The sequence below is a fragment of the Providencia sp. PROV209 genome (genome assembly GCF_028479485.1).
In the GTDB taxonomy this organism is placed as follows: domain Bacteria; phylum Pseudomonadota; class Gammaproteobacteria; order Enterobacterales; family Enterobacteriaceae; genus Providencia; species Providencia alcalifaciens.
Genome location: NZ_JAMPNR010000017.1, coordinates 70,396 through 94,881, shown reverse-complemented (window position 1 = coordinate 94,881; position 24,486 = coordinate 70,396). Strand labels below are relative to the sequence as shown.

Here is a 24,486-nt window from a genome sequence, read left to right as displayed (position 1 = left end):
TTTTTCTAGACAAGACTCTATCCCATCATTAGAATGCGCGCAATTTGCCAAAAATTTGCTTAAAAACTCATTTTGGCATTGATTTAGATCGCAAAATCTGAATTAATATGCAAAAAATATGATTGATTATTCTCCGGAGGATGTTTTGATTAACTCAGCTATATTGGTTCTGGAAGACGGAACCCAATTCCACGGGCGCGCCATTGGTGCTGAAGGGGCCGCTATTGGAGAAGTCGTTTTCAATACTTCAATGACCGGATATCAAGAAATAATTACTGACCCTTCCTATTCCCGCCAAATTGTTACTCTCACTTATCCCCATATTGGTAATGTCGGCACTAATGCTGATGACGAAGAATCTCCTAACGTACACGCTCAAGGCCTTATCATTCGCGACTTACCATTAATCTACAGTAACTTTCGTGGTCAGGAAGGCTTGTCTGAATATCTAAAACGCCACAATGTGGTGGCTATCGCTGATATCGACACGCGTAAATTAACCCGCCTGTTAAGAGAAAAAGGTGCGCAAAACGGCTGCATTATCGCAGGGGATAACCCAGATGCGGCGCTGGCTTTAGAAAAAGCCCGCAGCTTCTCAGGTTTAAATGGTTTAGATTTAGCAAAAGAAGTTTGCACCAAAGAGATTTACAGCTGGACTCAACGCTCTTGGAACTTAGATGAAGGGCAACCCGCTGCGAGTAAAGAAGACGAGTTGCCATTACACGTTGTTGCTTACGACTTTGGTGCGAAACGCAACATTCTACGTATGTTGGTTGACCGTGGCTGCCGATTAACCGTTGTGCCTGCAACAACGCCAGCAGAAACAGTCTTAGCGATGAATCCAGATGGCATCTTCTTATCAAACGGACCTGGCGACCCTGCACCTTGTGACTATGCTATCAACGCAATTCAAGAATTTTTGAAAACCGATATTCCAGTCTTTGGAATTTGCTTAGGTCACCAACTATTAGCATTAGCGAGCGGTGCCAATACCGTGAAAATGAAGTTTGGTCATCACGGTGCTAACCACCCAGTCAAAGATTTAGATAAAGATGTTGTGATGATTACGGCTCAAAACCACGGTTTTGCGGTTGATGAATCCACATTACCCGACACATTGCGTGTGACACACAAATCTCTGTTTGATGGCACCTTACAAGGTATTCATCGCACAGATAAACCAGCATTCAGTTTCCAAGGTCACCCAGAAGCCAGTTCTGGTCCTCATGATGCTGCCGGTCTTTTTGACCACTTCATTGACTTAATTAATGAATATCGTCAAAACACACCACGTTCAAACGCAAAATAATCGGGAGCAAGACAATGGCAAAACGTACAGATATTAAAAGCATTTTGATTCTTGGAGCGGGCCCGATTGTTATCGGACAAGCATGTGAGTTTGACTATTCAGGTGCACAAGCGTGTAAAGCGCTAAGAGAAGAAGGCTACCGCGTTATTCTGGTGAACTCTAACCCAGCGACAATCATGACCGACCCAGAGATGGCTGATGCGACATATATCGAGCCAATTCACTGGGAAGTGGTCCGCAAAATTATTGAAAAAGAGCGCCCAGATGCAGTATTACCAACCATGGGTGGGCAAACCGCGCTGAACTGTGCTCTAGAGCTTGAGCGTCAAGGCGTACTCGCTGAATTTGGCGTGACCATGATTGGTGCGACTGCGGATGCAATTGATAAGGCAGAAGATCGCCAGCGCTTTGATAAAGCGATGAAAAAAATTGGTTTAGGTACTGCTCGTTCAGGTATCGCCCATACGATGGAAGAAGCGAATGCAGTTGCTGATGATGTCGGCTTCCCATGCATTATCCGTCCATCATTCACCATGGGTGGGTCTGGTGGTGGTATCGCATATAACCGTGAAGAATTTGAAGAAATCTGTACTCGTGGCTTAGATTTATCCCCAACTAACGAACTCTTAATTGATGAGTCGTTAATTGGCTGGAAAGAGTATGAAATGGAAGTCGTACGCGATAAGAAAGATAACTGTATTATCGTCTGCTCGATTGAAAACTTTGATGCAATGGGGATCCACACAGGTGATTCCATCACTGTGGCTCCTGCACAAACACTGACCGATAAAGAATACCAAATCATGCGTGACGCCTCGATGGCAGTATTGCGTGAAATCGGTGTTGAAACGGGGGGCTCTAACGTTCAGTTCGCTGTTAACCCTAAAGACGGTCGTTTAATCGTTATCGAAATGAACCCACGTGTTTCTCGTTCATCAGCATTAGCGTCAAAAGCAACCGGCTTTCCAATTGCAAAAATTGCCGCAAAACTTGCGGTAGGTTACACCCTTGATGAATTGATGAATGACATTACTGGTGGTCGCACACCGGCTTCATTTGAACCGTCCATCGACTACGTTGTGACCAAAATTCCACGCTTTAACTTCGAAAAATTCGCAGGTAGCAACGACCGTTTGACCACCCAAATGAAATCAGTGGGTGAGGTGATGGCTATCGGTCGCACATTCCAAGAATCTATGCAAAAAGCACTGCGTGGTCTGGAAGTGGGCGCAACAGGCTTCGACCCGAAAGTGAGCCAGGACGACCCAGAATCGTTAACTCGTATTCGTCGAGAATTGAAAGATGCGGGCTCTGACCGTATTTGGTACATCGCTGATGCATTCCGCGCAGGCCTATCTATCGATGGTATCTTCAACCTGACCAATATCGACCGCTGGTTTTTAGTGCAAATTGAAGAGCTGGTACGTTTAGAAAACGAAGTGGCAGAATTAGGTATCAATGGTCTGACGAAAGATTTCTTACGCCACCTGAAGCGTAAAGGTTTTGCGGATGCGCGTCTGGCAAGCTTAGTGGGTGTTTCTGAAGCGGAGTTGCGTAAATTACGCCAAGGTTATGATTTACACCCAGTTTATAAGCGTGTAGATACCTGTGCGGCAGAGTTTGCAACCGACACTGCATACATGTACTCCACTTATGAAGACGAATGCGAATCTAACCCGAACAGCGACAAGCCAAAAATCATGGTATTAGGTGGTGGTCCAAACCGTATCGGTCAAGGTATTGAATTCGACTACTGTTGTGTACACGCGTCATTAGCGCTGCGTGAAGATGGTTATGAAACCATCATGGTGAACTGTAACCCAGAAACCGTTTCAACGGACTACGATACTTCAGACCGCCTCTATTTTGAACCTGTCACACTGGAAGATGTGCTGGAAATCGTGCGCATTGAACAGCCGAAAGGCGTCATTGTTCAGTACGGTGGTCAAACGCCACTGAAATTAGCGCGTGCGTTAGAAGCCGCAGGTGTACCGGTGATTGGTACTAGCCCAGATGCGATTGACCGTGCAGAAGACCGTGAGCGTTTCCAACAAGCTGTTAACCGCTTAAACCTGAAACAGCCACAAAACGCGACGGTTGCGACTATCGAACAAGCCGTCGAAAAAGCTGCGGGGATTGGTTACCCGCTGGTGGTGCGTCCATCTTATGTTCTGGGTGGTCGTGCAATGGAAATCGTATACGATGAAATCGACCTGCGTCGCTACTTCCAAACCGCAGTCAGTGTTTCTAACGACGCGCCAGTATTGTTAGACCGCTTCCTAGATGATGCAATTGAAGTTGACGTGGATGCCATCTGCGACGGTGAAATGGTGCTAATCGGCGGAATTATGGAGCACATCGAGCAAGCGGGTGTTCACTCTGGTGACTCCGCGTGTTCACTGCCAGCTTATACATTAAGCCAAGAAATTCAGGATGTCATGCGTGAGCAAGTGTGTAGCCTTGCATTTGAACTGCGCGTTCGCGGTCTGATGAACGTCCAGTTCGCGGTGAAGAATAACGAAGTTTACCTGATTGAAGTAAACCCACGTGCAGCAAGAACGGTACCATTCGTCTCGAAAGCAACAGGTGTGCAGTTAGCGAAAGTTGCCGCGCGCGTGATGGCGGGGCAAACATTGACCCAGCAAGGCGTGACTCAAGAAGTTATTCCACCTTACTACTCGGTGAAAGAAGTTGTTCTGCCGTTTAACAAATTCCAAGGTGTTGACCCAATTCTTGGACCTGAAATGCGCTCAACAGGTGAAGTGATGGGGGTGGGACGCACATTTGCTGAAGCGTTTGCTAAAGCGATGTTAGGCAGCAACTCAACTATGAAAAAATCAGGTCGCGCACTACTATCAGTTCGTGAAGGTGATAAAACTCGCGTTGTAGATTTAGCTGCCAAATTGCTGAAGCACGGCTTTGAGTTAGACGCAACTCACGGAACTGCGATTGTTCTGGGAGAAGCGGGTATTAACCCTCGTCTGGTCAACAAAGTGCACGAAGGTCGTCCGCACATTCAAGACCGCATTAAGAATGGTGAGTATAACTACATTGTGAATACAACAGCAGGTCGACAAGCGATTGAAGATTCAAAACTCATTCGTGGTAGCGCGCTACGTTACAAAGTTCACTATGATACAACCCTAAACGGCGGCTTCGCGACGGCATTATCACTCAGCGCAGATCCAACTGATAAAGTGATTTCTGTGCAAGAGATGCATGCGTTAATCAAATAATTATTGATTCGATAATTATTAACCCCAGCGGCGTTATTGCCACTGGGGTTTTTTTATGAGTTATTGAAAATGAAATAAAGGGAAAATAGTCACAGCAAAAGACTGCGGGCAAAACACGTTGCGACTTTTCAGTTTTTAGGGGGACTAAAAATGGACGGTTTGGATACCGATTGTTGCGGCTTGTCCACCCACACAAACTCGGCTGATAGCCTGATCTTGATGAGAAATTTCCACTTGAATTTGCGAGGAGCATCCCATTGCCCGCCCTTGCTCTAACAAAAAATGATTTTCAGTAGGGAAAACATGCTTGACCAAATAGCACCCTAATGCACCGCTAGCACTGCCTGTTGCGGATTCTTCATTAATACCATACAGCGGTGCGAAATTCCGACAATGAGCGGTGAAAGGTAGCTCTCGGCTCAACTCAAACACATGAAAACCAATCGAATCGAATTCACGGCTCAGTTGTGCGATAGCATCATAATTGGGTTTTAAGTTATCTAATTGACTGGGTTGCACTGGAACTAAAATATCAGGTAATCCAGTAGAGATAATTTCAATAGGCAAACCCGTTTTCGTGATTGTTTCGGTTGGAATACCTAATGCAGCAGCAACGGCATTCACATCGGGTCCTTGGCGGGTAATGGGGAGTGCTTGCTCCATAATAACGCCATCAGCACTGACCGTAACATTTAAAATACCTGCTTTGGTTTTTTGGGAGTAGGTGCCAGCGCCTAACTGGTTCAATGAAAATAGGGTAAAAAAGACAGCCAATGTTGCATGTCCACAAAAGTCGACTTCACTTTCAGGGGTGAAGAAATCCACTTTATAATCCGTTTCTTCACCTGCACTTTCACCGGTATAGACAAAAGCCGTTTCGGAAAATCCTACTTGTCGAGCAATCTCTATTTTCTGTGTATCGCTGAGTTCTGGCGGGTTGAGTATGACTCCTGCGGGATTACCACCTGTGTTATCACGGGTAAATGAGTTTACAAGATAAACGTTGATTTCATACTCTGATGCGTGTGTGGTCTCGTATGACATGGTGACTCCAAGGTAATAAAACGCGCCTACCTTATTATTAGGTATTTAGTGGAGGGTGAAAATGTAGGTTTACTAAGGCGACCAAGTAGTTAGGTCTACACTGGTCGCTATATTTTATAGATTTACTATTGGCTTTCTTTACTGCCTTTTAGGGCCTTACGGTGTTTCCAGTAAACGATAATGGAACCAATTAAGCCGCTGACCAACAGGATAACAGGGATGATCATCAGAGCGGTAATGACGATTTGTTCGTGTTCTTTGACAAAGGGAATTTGATTAATTGCATAACCCAAAGTCACAATAATACCGACCCACAATAATCCGCTAAGCCAGTTAAATAACTGAAAACGGCGGTGACTAAGGTCGGATAATCCCGCTAACAGTGGTAACAGCGTTCTGACGAATGCCAGGAAACGCCCAATGAGGAGGGCATATAAGCCTTGGCGGTTAAACATATCATTGGCTTTTTTATGATATTCCTCAGGGAGTTGAGAAAGCCAGCGTTTAACAACTTTGGTTTCGCTTAGCCAGCGACCTTGAATAAATCCAAGCCAACACCCTAAGCTGGCGGCAGTTGCTAATAGCAAAATAGTGGGGATAAAGTGTAAAACGCCTTTAGCGATCAACGCGCCAGAAAGCAGTAAAAGGGTATCACCCGGTAAAAATGCAGCGGGGAGCACTCCATTTTCTAAGACAATCACCATGAAGAGAATGGTGTAAATAACCCAAAGCACCTCTGGGTTGGAGAGCTTCATAAAATCGTGTTGCCAAAGTGCCAGTACGATTTCGCGTATGACTTCCATAACCGTTCCTGTATCTGCATAAAGCGAATCATTGGGGTCTATCTTACAGGAAAAATTTCAGCCTAGTTTGATTTGTTTAGGGAATTAATTAAAAGGCAGTGATTAACTGCCTAATAATCATGATGAAATGTTGACGCTTAAATACGTTCAAATGCACGCTGTAAATCATCGATAAGATCTTGTGGATGTTCTAACCCAACATGTAGGCGGAAGAATGACCCTGAATCTGGTTGGTAATCATATTGACGCATATTGAGCAAATCTTCTGTTTGATAACCTAAAATCAGAGATTCAAATCCTCCCCATGAATAGCCCATTTTAAAATGACTGAAATGATCGAGAAAATCACTGAATTGTTTAGGTGATAAACGGGATATTAACTGGAATGAAAACAATCCATTGCAGCCGCTAAAGTCGCGTTTAAAAACGGCATGACTGGGATGACTTGGAAGCGCAGGATGAAAAACGTGAGCAACGGATGGGTGCTCTACTAACCAATTTGCGACGGTTAAGCTATTTGATTCATGTTGTTTAAGGCGAGTTGGTAGGGTGTGAAGCCCTCGACCAGCCATATACACGGTATCTGGATCGGCGGTTTGCCCCAATAGATAGGAGTTTTCACGCAATGTTTCAATGCATCGCTGGTTGGCAACTGCCAATCCTAGCATGCCATCCGAATGCCCATTAATATACTTAGTCGCTGATTGAATCGAGATATCCACATCAAACAGAAGCGGTTTGAGTAAAACGCCTGCAGCCCATGTATTGTCGATCATGATAATGATTTCAGGGGATTTCTGACGAACCGCTTTCACAATGGCGGGAAGGTCGTGGACCTCCATCGTAATAGACCCTGGTGACTCTAGAAAGACGATTTTAGTGTTAGGGCGAATTAGATCGGCAATTTTGTCACCAATCAGTGGGTCAAAGTAGTTTGTCTCGACATTGAGACCAGTTAGAATTTTGTCACAAAAATTTTGGGTCGGATCATACGCGGAGCCTGTAACGAGAATATGATCCCCTGCGTTGATGAATGACATGATGGCATTGGTGATCGCCGCTGCACCGGAAGGATAAAGGACACAGCCAGCACCACACTCTAATTCAGTCATGGCTTCTTGGAATGCAAAATGGGTTTGTGTGCCTCGGCGACCATACATTAAAACACCATTAGCACGGTTACGTACGGCATGTTTTTTATCTTCGACTGAATCAAAAATCACGGAAGAGGTACGTTGAATGACGGGATTGACCCCTTTTTGCGTGAATTTAGGGTTTCTACCAAGGTGTACGAGCTGGGTTTCGGGTCTAATTTTTGTCATTGAGCGATGCCTTATTTACCGATAGAAAATCCAAATGATTGGTTAAGTTATCACCTGACGTTAAATGATTTCAGTTGCTTAACGCAAGAACAAAAGTTGCTAGCTGAATTTTCTTCATTATAACCAGCAAAATCATGATGGCATTGCGTGACCGCTATTAATGACAACGTTGATAGGTCACAAAAAATTGTGAATACTAATGATAATTACTATCAATTCGCGCTGTGTTTGATATTATCTGCACATCTTGACGAAAAGAGATGAATTCGCGAGTCAAATTTCGCTTTTAATGGTTAGTCGATGAATGGCACAATCATCGATATAAATTTTTTTATACAACACAAATAAGAGAGTAAAGGCCAACTGATGCGTAAATTAACAGCTTCTATTCTATTGGCGATCGGCTTAATGGGCACAGCATCCGCGGAAACAACACCCGCTGTCACTCCTAGTACACCAGTAGCAAGCCAAGGTTCAACAGCAACCCCTGTCAATACGACTTCCACACCTGAATCAGCGTCTACACCAGTGGTAGCAACTGAGACTGTCATTACGAATACCGCAGTCACTGAAAACGTGGAAATTGCTACAGAAGCTCATGGCGGTGGTTTTGACCAAGATTTATCTGTTTGGGGTATGTACCAGAACGCAGACGTCGTTGTGAAAACGGTTATGATCGGTCTGTTACTCGCATCAGTGATCACATGGGCATTATTCTTATCTAAGGGAAGCGAAATTTTAGTTGCGCGTCGTCGTTTAAAAGACGAAGCCAAAGCAATCGCCGAAGTAAAATCCCTTGATGAAGCGGTTTCGATCGCTGATGGATTTAAAGCGAACAGTATTACACGTATGTTATTAGCGGAAGCGACAACAGAAAGAGCACTTTCTGCGAGTAGCCAAGATCTGTCAGGAATCAAAGATCGTACTGCCTTTCGCTTAGAGCGCTCGGTCGCTGCAATCAGTCGCTATATGGGGCGTGGTAATGGTTATTTAGCGACAATCGGTGCGATTTCTCCATTTGTGGGTCTGTTCGGTACAGTGTGGGGGATCATGAACAGCTTTATCGGTATCGCCCATTCTCAAACGACAAACTTAGCGGTTGTTGCTCCAGGAATTGCAGAAGCGCTACTTGCGACAGCAATTGGTTTGATCGCGGCGATTCCTGCGGTCGTGATTTACAATATTTTTGCTCGGATGATCAATAACTACCGTGGTCAAGTGGGCGATGTTGCTGCTCAGGCAGCGTTGTTACTGGGGCGTGACCTCGATCTGGCAAACAGCAAAGCAAGGTAATCATTATGGCAATGCGTTTAGGTGACGAACAAGACGATAGCGGTGAAATGCATGAAATCAACGTAACACCGTTTATCGATGTTATGTTGGTTCTGCTGATTATCTTTATGGTTGCAGCGCCACTGGCTACCGTTGATATTAAAGTTGATTTACCTGCTTCCACGGCGAAGCCTCAGCCTCGACCTGAAAAGCCAGTATTCTTAACGGTGAAGTCAGATAGTCAGTTATTTATTGGTGAACAAGCAGTTACGAAAGAGCAATTGGGCTCAACGCTAGATCAAGCGACGAATACCAATAAAGAAACTACCATCTTTTTCCAAGCAGACAAGAGCGTAGATTATGAGACGATGATGGATGTGATGAACGCATTACGTCAATCAGGATATCTCAAGATTGGCCTAGTCGGGATGGAAGCAACAGCCGCTAGCGCTAAATAGCGGCTCGTAATCATGCGTTTTATCTCAGTAGCACGTGTGGGCATCATGACACTGATGTTTTGAGATAAAACGTATTTTCATATCAATACTTTTTTCACGCCAAGCTTCTTGCATATCTTTGCAATATTTCTGATAAAAACTGTTGTTTATCCTTATAGTTTCATAAATAAAACGTTCAATTTTATTCTGTATTTCTTAAAATTTTATTTAAGTTAGAGTGATTTTAAATCCTGCCGAGATAAAATTCTTATCAAATAAGAAATGAAGAAGGTTAATTGAAAATAAACCATTTATATTGTATGGGATTATTCATGAGGGGAGTAAGAGTAGTAAATACGCCAATTAAGGGTATTGATTCGGCGGGGAGCAATGTGGGTTTCAGTGGAACTTACTGATTATTAGAGTGAAGTATAAGAAATGTATACACTCTATTCAAAACAGATGTATAGTTAACCAGCTAAAGCCTAGCTTACAAAAGGTAAAAAATAATTAATATATTTCACCTGAATTGAAAGGATAAAAAAGAGAGTAAATTAACGAGTTTATTTTATTAATATAAGTGTTATTAATAAAACAATGTTAAATCACCTTAAATAATGAAATATAAATATGTAATTGCTGTTATAAATATCACCTTGATGATTTCATTATCAGCAAAAATCTTATCTAATTGTTATTTAACTATTTTTTGTTTATTTTTTGGTTTTGCTTAAATAAGATAAAAAAACACTTGCGCAACATTTCATGGGCGCTATAATGCAGGCAATAACATTTTGAAATACTTTTTAATAATTTTTTACTTCGAGTTTTTTATTTTTTAAATTTACTAATGCTAGGGAATAAATAAAGTTATAATTGATGTTTGATTAAGCTTTATATTAAAAATAAATATAACCAGTCAGACTCGAATGTATCGTATTAAGTTGTTAGAAGTGGATTTTGAATGTTATTACTGAAGTCAAATGGGCTGACTTTAGACTACACAGCAAAGATGTAATAAAAAATAATTTCATATTATACTCCTCTATAAATAATATAAGACTACATTTCCATGCGCCATCCTTAAGATGGCGTTTTTTTTAGTTTTTTTACTAGAAAAATGCTGAGTATGTGATCAGATTTCATGTGAAAAAATACGCAATAGACTCAGAGTAAAGCTTGAATCTAAATCAATTTTTCTAAGAATATTCACAGTTTGTTATTTAATGATAAAAAGTAACAGAGTATGATGTGCACCTCTTCGCTGTGGGGCTTTTATCAACATATCATACAACGGCGGAATTCTTTGCCAGGTACTGGCTTGAATCACTTTGGAAGTAAAAATGACTTGGTCTGAGTTTAAATCTCACTATCTCATCGGTTTTTGGAAACCGTTGCCTGCGGTGATCGCAGCAGGTATTTTATCGACGTATTATTTTGGCTTAACGGGAACATTTTGGGCGGTAACTGGTGAATTTACTCGCTGGGGTGGACACATCATGCAGTTATTTGGTGCTCATCCAGAAGAGTGGGGTTACTTCAAAGTTATTGGTTTCCAAGGTTCACCCCTAGATAGAATTGATGGCGTGATGATTATCGGTATGTTTGCAGGTTGTTTTGCCGCGGCGCTCTGGGCAAATAACGTGAAAATTCGCATGCCACAACATCGCATCCGTATATTCCAAGCTATCCTTGGCGGTATTATCGCTGGATTTGGCGCCCGTCTAGCGATGGGATGTAACTTAGCGGCTTTCTTTACTGGTATCCCTCAATTCTCGTTGCATGCATGGTTCTTTGCTGTCGCAACGGCGGCCGGATCATATTTTGGTGCCAAATTTACGCTGTTACCGATGTTTCGTATTGCGGTAAAACTAAAAAAAGTGTCAACGGCATCCCCATTAACTCAAAATCCTAATACCGCTAAAAAACGTTTTAAACTCGGTATGGCTATCTTTGCTATTGCGATGGCATGGGGCTTTTATACGCTTCTAGATGCACCTGTAATGGGCTTTGCAATCCTCTGTGGGATCGGTTTTGGTTTATTGATTGAACGAGCTCAAATCTGCTTCACATCGGCATTTCGTGATTTATGGATCACGGGTCGTACCCATATGGCGAAAGCGATTATTATTGGGATGGCGGTGAGTGCAATTGGTATCTTCAGCTATGTTCAACTGGGGGCTACACCAAAAATCATGTGGGCAGGTCCGAATGCCGTGATTGGTGGGTTACTGTTTGGCTTTGGTATTGTGCTGGCTGGTGGCTGTGAAACCGGTTGGATGTATCGTGCAGTAGAAGGTCAAGTTCATTACTGGTGGGTTGGTTTCGGTAATATTATCGGTGCGACTATCTTGGCTTACTACTGGGATGATTTAGGTCCATGGTTAGCAACTGACTTTGACAAAGTGAACCTGCTGGAAACATTTGGGCCACAGGGCGGGTTGCTTGTCACATACGTTTTATTAGCTATTGCATTTATTTTGATGCTGGTATGGGAAAAACATTTCTTCCGTAAACGCGCGCAAAAACTTGCGAATACTTCCGTGGAGGCTGCATGAGCCATAAAGAAATAGTGCCGGATTATCGATTAGATATGGTGGGTGAACCTTGCCCATATCCTGCGGTTGCAACGCTTGAAGCTATGCCATCGTTAAAACCTGGAGAGATATTAGAAGTGGTGAGTGATTGCCCTCAATCTATCAATAATATCCCGTTAGATGCTAAAAACTATGGCTATAAAGTATTGGATATTCAGCAAGATGGACCAACAATTCGCTATTTAATTCAAAAATAGTGATAGGTAAGGCGGGGTTAACCCGCCTTCATGTTATTTACTCTTCCGTATCTTGCCAGCTGGCAATATCGAGCACCAGTTCGCATTCATCGTCAATATAGCCACCCGTTGGGATAAAACCGAGTTTTTGGTAAAACTCAAAGGGGCTTTCTTCACCTTCGCCACAGCTATTATACAGTCGAGGGTAGCCTTTCTTTTTTAAATAACGGATCACTTGAATCAATGCTTCGCGACCAAAACCTAATTTTTGGTAAGGTTCTGCAATCATAAATCGCCATAACATAATGCCATCATATTCAAGTTCATCATCATCTAAGCCTGAATGCAGCATAATGAATCCTACAGGGATATCATCCGCATAAATGCCTCTGTACCAAGCACAATCTGAGAATTGGGCTTCGACCATTGAATAGGCATTGTCTGCCACCATGCTACGTTGTGCCTCACTGAGTGTATGACTCAGTAAACAAATTTCTGAAAAATTTTCTGCCGTCACTTTCTGTAAGGAGACGACTGAGTTTTCATCCACTTCTGGCTCGATGAATTCTATCATAACCATTCCTTCGCTCGAATATTGACCAAAACTTCATTGAGAAGCTGCATTAGTTGTTGTTATTAAATAATCAAGATTGCTACTGATTTGTTGCAAGGATGTAATTTAATCAACCAGAGATTAGGGAGGCAGTCAATGACTTAATTGTGGCTCTGCAAGCAGGGTCTAAAAAGAAAATGGCAACATGCGAGAATGTGTGTTGCCATCGTGAGGTCAGGACGAAAAGCTAAATAATATTAATGTTCGGCTTCACCGCCGAGAACGTCAATGAGACGAGCAATCAAGGCACTGAGCTCGCCTGTCATTAAAATATAATCGGCATCAAATTTTTGAGCAAAATCGTCTTTTGGAATATCGTCATTTTGTTCTTTAAGTTTGTCACTGAATTTTAATTTTTTCAGGGAGCCGTCATCGGACAACATAAATTGTACGCGCTCTTCCCAATCCAATGAGAGTTTTGTGACTAACTTACCCGCTTCGATGTGTGTAGCAATTTCGTCAGAAATCAGGTCTTGCTTCTTACAACGAATAATCCCGCCTTCTTCTAAAATCGCTTTTAACTCAGCTTCATCCATAGCTGCAAAGCCTTGAGGTAATGCACCTGAGCGTACCCATTCAGTTAATGTGAGTTCAATTGGGTCTTTAAATGTGAGCGGTACAACAGGAAGCGAACCTAGGCTTTTACGTAATAATGCTAAATTATCTTCGGCACGTTTAGCACTGGCAGCATCGACGATAATGAGTTGATTAACGGTATCAATCCAAATGTAGGTTTTGCTGAATTTACTGAAGGCTCGCGGCAGTAAGTCATGCACGACTTCATCTTTCAAAGATGCTTTTTCGGTTTTTTTCAGTTGGCGACCTTGATCTGCCTCTAATTTTTCAATTTTCTCTTGTAATGCTTGCTTAATCACTGGAGATGGCAGCATTTTGTCTTCTTTTTTAGCACAAATGAGAATTTGGTTATTAGCAGCATGGGTGAGAGCATCGGCACCACGCATTGGAGGTACCCAACCCGTTTTCATCATGTCTTGGCTTCCACAAGGGGTATAAGCGAGCGGCGCAAGTTGTCTTTCCAGATCATCCGCGGAGAGTGCCAAATCCCGATTCAGGCGATAGACCAATATATTCTTGAACCACATGAAAAACCTACCTTTGTCATTAAAAACATGTTTAGCAAGGCGGACATGATAGCGAATTGTCTGTTATTAAGCGAAAAAAAATGCCGGATGCTTTACAGGTTTTACTTTCTATAAAGGGAGTCTAATAATGTAGACAGGTAATTAAATGACAAATGGATAATAAGTGAGTGCCATGATGAGAATAGGTATTGATTTAGGTGGTACAAAAATTGAAGTGGTTGCGTTGGATGATGGCGGCAATATCTTATTTCGCCAGCGTACACCCACACCACGTGGTGATTACCAAGGAACACTCGATGCGATTAAGCGTTTAGTGAATGATGCAGAAGCGGCAACAGGGCAAACTGGCAGCGTTGGTTTAGGGATCCCCGGAACACTTTCTCCGATTACGGGAAAAGTGAAAAACGCTAACTCAACATGGTTAAATGGACAACCTTTCGATAAGGATTTAGCTCACTGCTTAGGTCGTCCTGTCAAAATGGCCAATGACGCGAACTGTCTTGCGGTTTCAGAGGCGGTGGATGGTGCTGGAGCTGGTGCTAAAGTGGTGTTTGCCGTAATCATTGGAACTGGATGCGGTGCAGGGATCGCCATCAATGGTCAAGTTCATTCTGGCGGTAATGGGGTCGCGGGGGAATGGGGACACAATCCTTTACCGTGGCAAGATGACCAAGATAGGCTGTTTCTTGCAGGGGAAAAATGTTATTGCGGGCTCAATGGCTGCACAGAACAGTTTGTTTCTGGAACAGGTTTTATGGCGGACTATAAAAAGCGAGCCGGAGAATCTAAGACGGGAACAGAAATTATTCAATTGGCGCAAAATGGCAACAAGCATGCGATAAAAGCCTTCGAAAATTACCAAAATCGCCTTGCCAAAGCACTTGCTCAAGCCGTCAACATGCTCGATCCCGATGTCATCGTGTTAGGTGGTGGAATGAGTAATGTTGATGAGCTATATGAAAAACTGCCAGAGAAAATACGTCAATGGGTGTTCGGTAGAGAGTTTGATACGCCAATCAGGAAAGCGGAGCATGGGGATTCGAGTGGGGTGCGAGGGGCAGCTTGGTTATGCTCTGAAAATTAATACTCGTCATACTTCACGCTGTAGCTGCGTTGGCCACGCTCACTAACCCTAGTCACATATTATGTATGCTCCTAGGGATTAATGCTCGTCATACTTCACGCCGTAGCTGCGTTGGCTACGCTCACTAACCCTAGTCACATATTCATGGATGCCCCTAGGGATTAATGCTCGTCATACTTCACGCTGTAGCTGCGTTGGCTACGCTCACTAACCCTAGTCACATACTTATGTATGCTCCTAGGGATTAGCTTCACTTGCCGCCTTGCTACAACGCGAATTATTTAGAGCATAGGGTGAGGGGAAGAGCGAAAAGTTCAAAAGCAAAAGCAAAAGCAAAAGTAAAAGAAAGGCAAGGATGAAAGTACAAAAATTGAGCTGGTGGATTTAGCTACTTATAAAGTGAGTGTTGGTGAGTTGTTTGGGGAATAGCGGATTTTATCGATAACTCAAATAATAGCGGTGATTTTTACCGGATAAATCTATTTTTGTGAGCTATATAAAAGTCGGGATTCATAAATGGACTAAAACCGTGATTTAGTCACAAAAAATGGTTACTGTTTGCAGGCATTATCATTAAAACATGATATCTAACACACAGTGATAGGCTTTATTTCGGGTATTGTTGGATTTTTACTCAATAACCATGAAATGAATCTAGATTTTATGAAGGGCGTTCCTTCAAAAGGCAACAAAGGGGATTTAACGTGAAAAAGGCTCTAAAACTTTCATCTTTGGCTCTGCTGGTGGCATTTAATGCCCATGCTGTCACGGTTGACTTACGTGTCATGGAAACATCCGATGTTCACAGTAACCTAATTGACTTCGATTACTACAAAGATAAACCCACAGAGCAATTTGGTCTGGTACGCACAGCGACACTGATTAAAGCTGCTAAAAATGAAGCGACCAACGCGATTTTGGTGGATAACGGTGACTTAATTCAAGGCAGCCCTCTGGCTGACTACATGGCAAATAAAGGCTTAAAAGACGGTGAATCTCATCCAGCTCATAGCCTAATGAACACCATGGGTTACACAGTTGGAAACTTCGGTAACCATGAATTCAACTTTGGTTTAGATTATCTGAAAAAAGCCATTGCAGGCGCAAAATTCCCTTACGTCAACGCGAATATCGTTGATGCCAAAACGGGTGAAAACTACTTCAAGCCTTACATTATTGTTGATACCCCAGTAAAAGATCGTGATGGCAAAACCCATACAATCAAAGTGGGCTACATTGGATTTGTGCCACCACAAATCATGATTTGGGATAAACCAAACTTAGAAGGCAAAGTGAAGGTGAATGACATCACTGAAACCGCTAAAAAGTTTGTGCCGCAAATGAAGAAAGAGGGTGCAGACCTGATTGTGGCAATTCCTCACTCAGGATTCTCACAAGAGCCATACAAAGCGATGGCAGAAAACTCTGTGTACTATCTCAGCGAAGTACCGGGTATTAACGCCATTATGTTTGGTCACTCTCACGGTGTGTTCCCAAGCAAAGAATTCGCCGATATTAAAGGCGTCGATGTGGCAAAAGGCACGGTTAATGGCATTCCAGCAGTTATGCCAGGACAGTGGGGTGACCATTTAGGTGTAGTTGATTTGGTGGTTAACAATGACAGCGGCGATTGGAAAGTGGTTGATGCTCAAGCTCATGCCCGCCCTGTTTATGATAAAGCCACCAAGAAAGCACTGGTTGAGCGCGATGAATCACTCGTAAAAATCATCCAAGAGCAGCATCAAGGTACTCGTGATTTCGTGGGTAAATTGATTGGTAAAGCCTCTGAAAACATGTACAGCTACTTGGCATTAGTTCAAAGCGATCCAACGGTTCAGATTGTGAATGATGCTCAGATGGATTACACCCGTAACTTTATCCAAGGGGACCCAGACTTAGCTGACTTACCAGTATTAGCGGCAGCGGCACCATTCAAAGCCGGTGGACGTAAAAATGCACCTTCTGAGTTTGTTGAAGTGGAAAAAGGGGATTTAACTTTCCGTAATGCTGCTGACTTATATCTCTATCCAAATACCTTAGTGGTAGTAAAAGCAACAGGTGCGGATGTGGTTGAATGGTTAGAGTGCTCTGCGGGCATGTTCAACCAAATCGATGCACAATCAACTAAGCCACAAAGCCTGATTAACTGGGATGGTTTTAGAACCTATAACTTTGACACTATTAGTGGTGTGAATTATCAGATTGACCTGACTCAGCCTGCTAAGTATGACACTGACTGTCAAGTGGTTAATAAAGATGCTAATCGTATCAAAAATGTGACTTACCAAGGCAAACCAATCAACCCTAAAGCGGCATTCTTAATCGCGACCAATAACTATCGTGGTTATGGCGGTAAGTTCGCAGGTACGGGTGATGCGCATATTGCGTTTGCATCGCCAGATGAAAACCGTGCGATTTTAGCGGCGTATATTGCTAAAGTTTCTAAAGAGAAAGGTGAAGTCGTTTCGAAGGCCGATAATAACTGGTCATTCACTCCAATCAAAACCGATAAAAAGCTTGATGTTCGTTTTGAAACTTCACCAAGTGAAAAAGCAGCTGAGTTTATTCAGCAGCACGCTCAGTATCCAATGAAGAAAGTAGGTACTGATGATATTGGATTTGCAATTTACCAAGTTGATTTAACTGCTAAGTAATTTCAGCAGTAATAAAAGCGGTAATTATCTGAAGCCTGTCACTTGTGTCAGGCTTTTTTCATTACCGTGTATTTTGGGGTGACATTTATATGAAAAAATAAATGAAGAAAATATTGAGATGGTTGAACTTGGCAATAATGTGGCAAGCGATAGCGAAGTGAGAGCTGGGAATAATATTCGGGGAGTTTAAACTTGAGAGTAAATAGCAGCTCCCCGAATGATGATGCTTATTAAATCTTCAATTAACTTATTCATAAGTTACGTTCAACATAGGTAATTTACTGTATTTGTCATATTCAACTTTGACATACTCGGATTCAACTTTTTTGCCATTTTTCAATGAGCCTGAAGCGGTAACGGTTTTACCATTACGATAACAATCAATATTCACATGAGTTTGATTTGCGATATTGACTTCACACTGAGGTTCATAGATATAACCACCAAATGAGATTGTACCTCCTGACGATGGGTTAAGATTACTCGCGAAAGAACAACTTGAAATGAAGATTGTCACTACAGTAGTTAATAAAGATAAACGTTTCATAGTCCACCCCCTTTAATAACACTGACCACCATCCAATACTGCTTTTGTGCTCTTATTTTTAGTGTAGTTCAAATACCGATAATGCAGAAATAAAAATTTAGTCTATAAGTAAATACTATTATCATGGGAATATAACATATTGATGTCAATCAAATTAAAGTTATTTTTCAGTTTCATATGAGCGATTAAAAAGACATTTTCTTATAAAAATGCGACTTATCTATAAAAACTAAATATTATTTTTAAATAAGCAGTGATTGAAAATGAGTAATATCTTCTGTTCTAATTTTATATGTAATAATTTGCGATAGATTGGAGTTTTATATTGTTAAGAAATTAATGAAATTGAAGTGTGCTATATAATGGAATACATAATGATTGGAATGAATAAATAAAATAAAGCCCCTACAAGCAATTGTAGAGGCTTTAATATAATAACGGTTAGTGATGAATTATTTGAATACTTTGAAACGAACGTCGTCGTCCATAAAGTCTTTATCAGCCGCTGGTTGCTCAATTGAGCCAAATACCATTTGAGCACGTAAAACCCAATTTGCTGGAATATCCCATTCTTTTTGAACTTGATTATCAATTAATGGGTTGTAGTGCTGCAGTGATGCGCCCACATTTTCCTGAGATAATGTTGTCCATACTGCCAGTTGCGCCATACCGCTCGCTTGTTCAGACCAGATAGGGAAATTATCTGCGTATAATGGGAATTGTTCTTGTAAGCCAGTGACTACATTTTTATCTTCAAAGAACAGCACAGTACCAGCGCCTGCGGCAAAGCTATTGATTTTTTGCTCAGTACCAGCAAAAGCTGCTTCAGGAACGATAGCGCGTAAAGCATCTTTGGTGATGTTCCACAGTTTTTTATGTTGTGCACCAAATAACACGACAACACGTGAAGTCTGTGAATTAAATGCAGATGGTGAGTGCTTAACGGCTTCTTTGATCAATCCAGCAACTTTCTCTTCCGAGATAGGTAATGAGTCGCCTAAGTTATAAATAGTGCGACGATTTTTAATCATTTCGATAAATGCGTTAGACATGTTTGTCCCCTTGCTTTTGTTTAGAGCACGGCAATTTATTGAACAACCTCAGAAGCCGTAACTTGTTTCGATGTGAATAACTATAAAGGTATCCCTTTAAAATCATAGAAAAAAAATTTAACCTAAACATTCAAATTTTTGCATGTAGTTAAAAATCCATAAAAATCATATCAGTAGCTTTATTTTAGGCTTTTTGAGATTAACTGACACGATAGTGGCTTGGGAGTTCACTATAGCCAAGACCATTTGCTTTTTTCACGGTAATTTGTACCGGAATTCGTTCTTTCATGGCTTCAACGTGGCTAATAACACCAATGGTTTTTCCTGAAGCGTTGAGGCTCTCTAATGCATCTAAAGCAATGTCTAAGGTTTCGGCATCCAATGTACCGAAACCTTCATCAAGAAAGAGCGATTCCAGTTGGGTTCGATGACTCACCATGTCAGAGAGTGCAAGGGCTAGCGACAAACTGACTAAGAAGCTTTCCCCTCCAGACAGTGTTTTAATATCGCGAATACTATCCGCTTGCCAGCCATCAATAACTTGTAATTCAAGGTTGGCTAAATGGCTTCTTTGCAGCAAATAGCGACCATGCAATTTATCGAGTTGTTGGTTAGCTAAAGAGACTAAGCAGTCTAAGGTTAACCCCTGAGCATAACGGCGAAATTTATCCCCTTCAGCGGAGCCTATTAAGCTGTTGAGGTAACTCCAATCATCGTAGCTTAATTGGCTCTGTTCAATTTTATTCAATAACTCGCGCTGTTGGTGACGTTGCTGTTGATCGCGCTCGAGTTGGTTAATAATCTGCCCTTGTTGTTGGTTTAATTCCTTGATTTTATTATCTAACTCAGTCAATGCATGTTGAATGTGCTCCAATGACAACTCCGCAAATTCAACTAAACGTTGTTGTTCATGATTGGCGAGAGATAAGAGGCTTTCTTGATAGCGGGTTTCCGCTTCAAGCTGCTGCTGAGTCACTTGTTGTTTAAGTTGCTCAAGCTGAATTTTTTCTTCGGCAGGAAGGAGGGCATTCAGGAATTGCTCTTGGGTGTCAAACGGGCTGTTCTTAAGCGCATCAATAAACTGAGCTTGTGCAACAGATTGCCGTTGATTGAGTTGTTTGAGTTGCTCATCGAGTTCTTGGGCACTTCCTGTGAGTGCGGCGATGTGTTTGTCTATCTCACTGATTTGCAGAGTAAGTTCATCGACTTTACGAGCACATTGAGCCTGCTGCACCTGCATATTTTGGGTAAAAACAGTGATAGCTTGACCGTCTAGCATATTTTGACGTTGGGTATTCGCATGTCCAATTTGCTGATTTAGCTGCTCAAAATGTTGCTGTTGTGACGCGAGTTGTTGCTCAATTTGTTGTGCATAGGTTGTTTCCGCTGCGAGAGTAGCGGCATGAACCTCAATACTTTTAGCGAACTGTTGAGCGGCTGTTTTTTGCGCCTCATAGTATTGCCCCCGTTGTTCAATTTCTTTTAGCCAAGAGGAAAACTGTTCTTGGCTTGGTAGCGTTAGGTTAAATGGCGAGAGCGAGGTGGCTAGCTGCAGTGTTTGCTGCTCAACGCGTTGTTTCAAAGCGTGTTGTTCCGCTAGGTTTTCGTCTAATTGCTGGGAATGGTATTTAAGTTTTTCATCAAGAAGCGATAGCTCGGAGAGCAGTTGCTTAGTTTGAGCTTGCTGTTCGTAATAGTGGTTTTTTGCCTCTTGGTGTTGGCGTTCCAGCTGTGTAAATTCACTGGTGATGGTTTGCTGAACCGTGAGTTGATTGCGCAAATCTAAAAGGCATTGCTCTACTGCGAGATGTGTTTTCGCTAATTCCGGTGTAAGTGCTTGCTTACAAGTTTGTCGCCATTGGGTATTGAGAGCATCTAATTGGGCCTGTAACTGTTTTTGTGTTGCTTCATTATCTTGTTGGCGACGTTTATCCGCTAGTAATAATGCTTGGTGTTCGGTGAGTTGTTGTTTTTCGGATTCTATCTGTGTGTTGAGCGCAACCAATTGTTGCTGGGTTTCGTTTGGCGTAACAGCATGGTATGCCTCTAAAGCAGGATGCTTTAATGAGCCACAAAGGGGGCACGGTGTTCCTTCAATGAGTTGTTGGCGTTCATGTTCCAAGCTGACAATTTTTTGTTCTAGTTGAAGTTTTTGTTCTAAAACTTGGCGTTGAGGCTCCAATTGAGTCACTCTATCTTGTGTAATTGCAATCAGTTTTTCCACTTGCTGGATAGATTCTGCGAGCTGGTTTTGTTGCTGAATGTGTAGCTGTACTTGCTGGTGTTTTTCCTCATGTTGCGAGAGTAAAAGTGGCAGTATTTGAGCATGCTGTAACTGTGCTTGCAGTTGAATAATGAGAGCGTTAATTGCACTCATATCGTGTTTTTCTTTGTATTCTTGAAATTGTTTTTCAAGCAGATTAAAGCGGGAGTGAGACGCTTCAAGACTGAGCTGAGCTTTTTGATGTTCTTTCAGTTTTTGCAATTGAGCTTGTTGTAATGTTTGCCATTCTAGCTTGATTGCGTGTTGTTTTTGCTGATTTTTAGTGAGTTGTTCAGTCAGTTCATAAACAAATTGACCTTGCTGCTGCCAGCGTCCTAATTGGGTAATAATTTGGGCGTCATTTGCGTGTTCTTGGAGAAATAATTGCGTTTTATTCAGCCCACTCTTTGCATGATCAATTTGCTGCTGAGCGTTCTCTACACTTGCTTTTTTCTGTAAATACTCACTGTTTAGCTGACTTAATTGCTCTGAGAGTTGCAATTTTTGTTGATTGAGCTGGGAAAGTCGATTGTCTAATGGGCGCACTTCGTTATCGATCATGACCGTCGTTTTCTGTACCCATTCATTGTATTGATTTTGTTCAAGCTGCGCTTGGGCATGTTGGGTCACTAAAGGTAAACGTTGCTTTTGAGCCTCTTCTAAGTGTTGGGTTATGCGTTGCTGTTTTTGAGTCTGTTCATCAAGTTGAGTTTGCAAGCTTTGCACTGCCAGCCAATCCGGGCGTAAGGCTTCCGCAGGAGAGCTTTGAGCGAGCTTGTGTAATTGGGGCTCTGCCGCTTGATAGCGTTGTTGAGCTTGCTGTTGCGCTAGCTGTAAGCGCTGGGTATTTTGTGCGAGCTGTTGATACTGTTGGTGCCAAGTCACGGCTTGTTGATGGCGAAGTTTACTTTGACTCAGCTGCTGTTCTTGGGCTGAATATTGTTGCTGCTTGTCAACAAGCTCTTGATATTCGACTTCCGTAAGCAGATTGATGCTACTGGCTTGTGCTCGAAGGAGATCGAGATCAGTTTTGGCTTGTTTATGCTGATTAAAGATATAGACCGAAATTTGACTATAAATTTCGGTGCCAGTGATCTCTTCCAATAAGTCAGCGCGTTCTTTTTCTGTGGCATTGAGAAAAGCAGCAAAATCACCTTGGGAAAGTAAAATAGATTTGGTGAAACGTCCAAAATCCAATCCCGTGATTTGCACAATTTTTTCACGAATTTCACTGACTTTTTCTGCGATAATTTGTCCATCAGCGACGGTTGCTAGCTCTGCTTTAGGATCTTGGAGGTTGCCATCGGCTTTATTATTTGCGCGGCGTTGGCTCCAGAATGCACGATAAGCGATACCTTTAACTTCAAATTCTACTTCCGCTAAGCATTCGCCCGTATGGCGAGTCATCAGTTCATTTTTACTTTTTGATATTTGCCCTAAACGTGGGGTTTGATGGTATAGCGCGAGGCAGATAGCATCTAATAAGGTGGTTTTTCCTGCTCCCGTAGCACCAGTGATGGCAAATAACCCATTGCTGGCAAACGGTTCTTCAGTGAAATCAATTTTCCATTCACCTTTAAGGGAATTAATATTTTTGAGACGTAAGCTTAAAATTTTCACGCTTATTCCCCTTGTTCAGTGCGTAAGGTGGCGTAGGATTGCTTGAACAGTTGTAATAAACGCTGCTCTAACGCTTTGTCTTCTAATGATTCTTCAGCAAGCCTTCGAGAGAAGACTTCTTCAGCCGTTAATTCACTCAATGTTTCATTGGGCTGTGTAAGGTTTTGGCCTGTTTGGGCTCGACGAGCACGGCGTAGGCGAACCACTTCGACACAGCGATCTTGGGTGAGCGCTTCAATTCGTTGCTGAATATCGCCAAGATAATCTTGGGATGCGACTTCAATATCTAACCAAGTTGGGCGGTTTTCAGTGGTGGTGGGTAACGTCATAAGCTGTTGTTGCAGCTCTTTTAAGGTGCCCTTAAGACTATACAGTGGTTGAGAAACAGGGATTGGTAGCAATGTAACATTGGAAAATTGATGACCCTTAAATTCCACTAAACACACACTTTTTTGTTGTTGTGATTCGTCAAAGCTGAGTGCAATGGGGGAGCCGCTATAACGAATATATTCTTTCCCACCAATTAATTGCGGGCGGTGGATATGCCCGAGTGCAATATAATCTGCTGGAGGAAAGGCTCCGGACGGAAATGCATCCAATGTACCGATATAAATTTCGCGGACGGAATCGGTGAGTTCAGCACCGATCACAGTGAGATGTCCTGTCGCGATGATAGGAATATCTAAGCCAAGAGCTTCGCGCTGCTTAACGGCTTTTTGGTAACAGGTTTGATAGTAATCACGGATGGCATTTTGCAATGAAAGTTGTTTTTCTTCACTACTTTGCCCTGCCATACTGATTTGAACATCCCTTGGGCGTAAAAACGGGATGGCGCAAACTAGCCCAGTCGGATTTCCTTGTTTATCTTTTAGCGTAATGACATGAGATTCACTGCTTGAGGTGATGACATGGGTGTTTAAATAACGTAATAGCGCACTGGATTCGTTTAGAACAGAAACCGAATCATGGTTGCCGCTTAAAATGACTAATTGGCAGTTAGTTCGTTGTAAATCAACAATAAATTGATTGTATAGTTCACGGGCATAGCTAGGTGGTGCCCCAGTATCAAAGACATCACCTGCCACTATCAGTGCATCCACTTGGTGCAGTTTGATTTGTTCAATTAACCAGAGTAAAAAGTGCTGATGCTCAGATGCTCGATTTTTGGTGAAAAAATATTGACCTAAATGCCAGTCTGAGGTGTGGATGATGCGCATGAGCTACCTATTCCTATGATTATGACGCTTTTACTATACTAATATTCAAACCCTATAGTTTGCTGTATCACAGTATACCGCATCGGTGCCATATGAAGGGAAGCGCATGAAAAATAGTTGAGAAGCGCTTCGCAATG

General features: G+C 42.3%; 17 protein-coding genes. 8 read left to right on the top strand and 9 right to left on the bottom strand.

Annotated features, from left to right (window positions below; translation table 11 throughout):
• The first annotated feature begins 145 nt into the window (after positions 1–145).
• Both carA and carB read left to right on the top strand, forming a co-directional pair.
• On the top strand, positions 146–1,309 hold the full coding sequence (gene carA, locus PR795_RS13405; protein ID WP_096759666.1) for a glutamine-hydrolyzing carbamoyl-phosphate synthase small subunit: 1,164 nt from the start codon (positions 146–148) through the stop codon (positions 1,307–1,309).
• Positions 1,310–1,323: 14 nt separating this feature from the next.
• Positions 1,324–4,545, top strand: coding sequence for a carbamoyl-phosphate synthase large subunit (gene carB, locus PR795_RS13400; RefSeq protein ID WP_181480591.1), 3,222 nt, complete (start codon positions 1,324–1,326; stop codon positions 4,543–4,545).
• Positions 4,546–4,689: 144 nt separating this feature from the next.
• Here carB and PR795_RS13395 read toward each other — a convergent pair whose 3' ends face one another.
• The 3 genes from PR795_RS13395 to metC all read right to left on the bottom strand — a co-directional run bounded on the left by PR795_RS13395 (position 4,690) and on the right by metC (position 7,714).
• The gene (locus PR795_RS13395) at positions 4,690–5,589 is read right to left on the bottom strand and encodes a PhzF family phenazine biosynthesis protein (RefSeq protein WP_006657158.1); all 900 of its coding nucleotides are present in this window, start codon (positions 5,587–5,589) and stop codon (positions 4,690–4,692) included.
• 125 nt (positions 5,590–5,714) lie between these two features.
• On the bottom strand, positions 5,715–6,392 hold the full coding sequence (locus PR795_RS13390) for a DedA family protein (protein ID WP_036963016.1): 678 nt from the start codon (positions 6,390–6,392) through the stop codon (positions 5,715–5,717).
• Positions 6,393–6,529: 137 nt separating this feature from the next.
• Positions 6,530–7,714, bottom strand: a complete 1,185-nt coding sequence (gene metC, locus PR795_RS13385; protein WP_179896786.1) for a cystathionine beta-lyase — start codon at positions 7,712–7,714, stop codon at positions 6,530–6,532.
• Positions 7,715–8,080: 366 nt separating this feature from the next.
• On the opposite strand from metC, the gene exbB reads away from it, so the two are divergent.
• The 4 genes from exbB to yedF all read left to right on the top strand — a co-directional run bounded on the left by exbB (position 8,081) and on the right by yedF (position 12,217).
• Positions 8,081–9,007 (top strand): tonB-system energizer ExbB, encoded by a 927-nt coding sequence (exbB, locus tag PR795_RS13380; RefSeq protein ID WP_154601800.1) that lies wholly within the window; start codon positions 8,081–8,083, stop codon positions 9,005–9,007.
• Positions 9,008–9,012: 5 nt separating this feature from the next.
• A complete protein-coding gene (gene exbD, locus PR795_RS13375) occupies positions 9,013–9,444 on the top strand; it encodes a TonB system transport protein ExbD (RefSeq protein WP_006657163.1) in 432 nt (143 codons plus the stop codon).
• Positions 9,445–10,766: 1,322 nt separating this feature from the next.
• Positions 10,767–11,981 (top strand): selenium metabolism membrane protein YedE/FdhT, encoded by a 1,215-nt coding sequence (gene yedE / locus PR795_RS13370; RefSeq protein ID WP_006657164.1) that lies wholly within the window; start codon positions 10,767–10,769, stop codon positions 11,979–11,981.
• Complete coding sequence (gene yedF / locus PR795_RS13365; RefSeq protein ID WP_006657165.1) at positions 11,978–12,217, top strand: sulfurtransferase-like selenium metabolism protein YedF; 240 nt, start codon at positions 11,978–11,980, stop codon at positions 12,215–12,217. Before yedE ends, yedF begins: the two co-directional genes overlap by 4 nt.
• Positions 12,218–12,254: 37 nt before the next feature.
• On the opposite strand, the gene PR795_RS13360 is transcribed toward yedF, so the two are convergent.
• Both PR795_RS13360 and rdgC read right to left on the bottom strand, forming a co-directional pair.
• Positions 12,255–12,770, bottom strand: coding sequence for a GNAT family N-acetyltransferase (locus PR795_RS13360; protein WP_006662805.1), 516 nt, complete (start codon positions 12,768–12,770; stop codon positions 12,255–12,257).
• Between the two features lie 236 nt (positions 12,771–13,006).
• The gene (gene rdgC / locus PR795_RS13355; protein WP_006657167.1) at positions 13,007–13,912 is read right to left on the bottom strand and encodes a recombination-associated protein RdgC; all 906 of its coding nucleotides are present in this window, start codon (positions 13,910–13,912) and stop codon (positions 13,007–13,009) included.
• Between the two features lie 175 nt (positions 13,913–14,087).
• On the opposite strand from rdgC, the gene mak reads away from it, so the two are divergent.
• Together mak and PR795_RS13345 are read left to right on the top strand one after the other, a co-directional pair.
• On the top strand, positions 14,088–14,996 hold the full coding sequence (mak, locus tag PR795_RS13350) for a fructokinase (RefSeq protein WP_006662804.1): 909 nt from the start codon (positions 14,088–14,090) through the stop codon (positions 14,994–14,996).
• 704 nt (positions 14,997–15,700) lie between these two features.
• Entirely contained in the window at positions 15,701–17,650 is a 1,950-nt protein-coding gene (locus PR795_RS13345; RefSeq protein ID WP_272516867.1) for a bifunctional 2',3'-cyclic-nucleotide 2'-phosphodiesterase/3'-nucleotidase, read from the top strand.
• 247 nt (positions 17,651–17,897) lie between these two features.
• Here PR795_RS13345 and PR795_RS13340 read toward each other — a convergent pair whose 3' ends face one another.
• The 4 genes from PR795_RS13340 to sbcD all read right to left on the bottom strand — a co-directional run bounded on the left by PR795_RS13340 (position 17,898) and on the right by sbcD (position 24,349).
• Positions 17,898–18,197, bottom strand: a complete 300-nt coding sequence (locus PR795_RS13340) for a hypothetical protein (protein ID WP_036963025.1) — start codon at positions 18,195–18,197, stop codon at positions 17,898–17,900.
• A gap of 452 nt (positions 18,198–18,649) precedes the next feature.
• Positions 18,650–19,249 carry a nitroreductase family protein gene (locus PR795_RS13335; RefSeq protein ID WP_006662801.1) on the bottom strand — a complete coding sequence of 200 codons (600 nt, stop codon included), beginning with the start codon at positions 19,247–19,249 and terminating at the stop codon, positions 18,650–18,652.
• Positions 19,250–19,448: 199 nt separating this feature from the next.
• Positions 19,449–23,132, bottom strand: coding sequence for an SbcC/MukB-like Walker B domain-containing protein (locus PR795_RS13330; RefSeq protein ID WP_181480593.1), 3,684 nt, complete (start codon positions 23,130–23,132; stop codon positions 19,449–19,451).
• Positions 23,133–23,134: 2 nt separating this feature from the next.
• Positions 23,135–24,349 carry an exonuclease subunit SbcD gene (gene sbcD, locus PR795_RS13325; protein WP_036963029.1) on the bottom strand — a complete coding sequence of 405 codons (1,215 nt, stop codon included), beginning with the start codon at positions 24,347–24,349 and terminating at the stop codon, positions 23,135–23,137.
• Between the last annotated feature and the right edge of the window lie 137 nt (positions 24,350–24,486).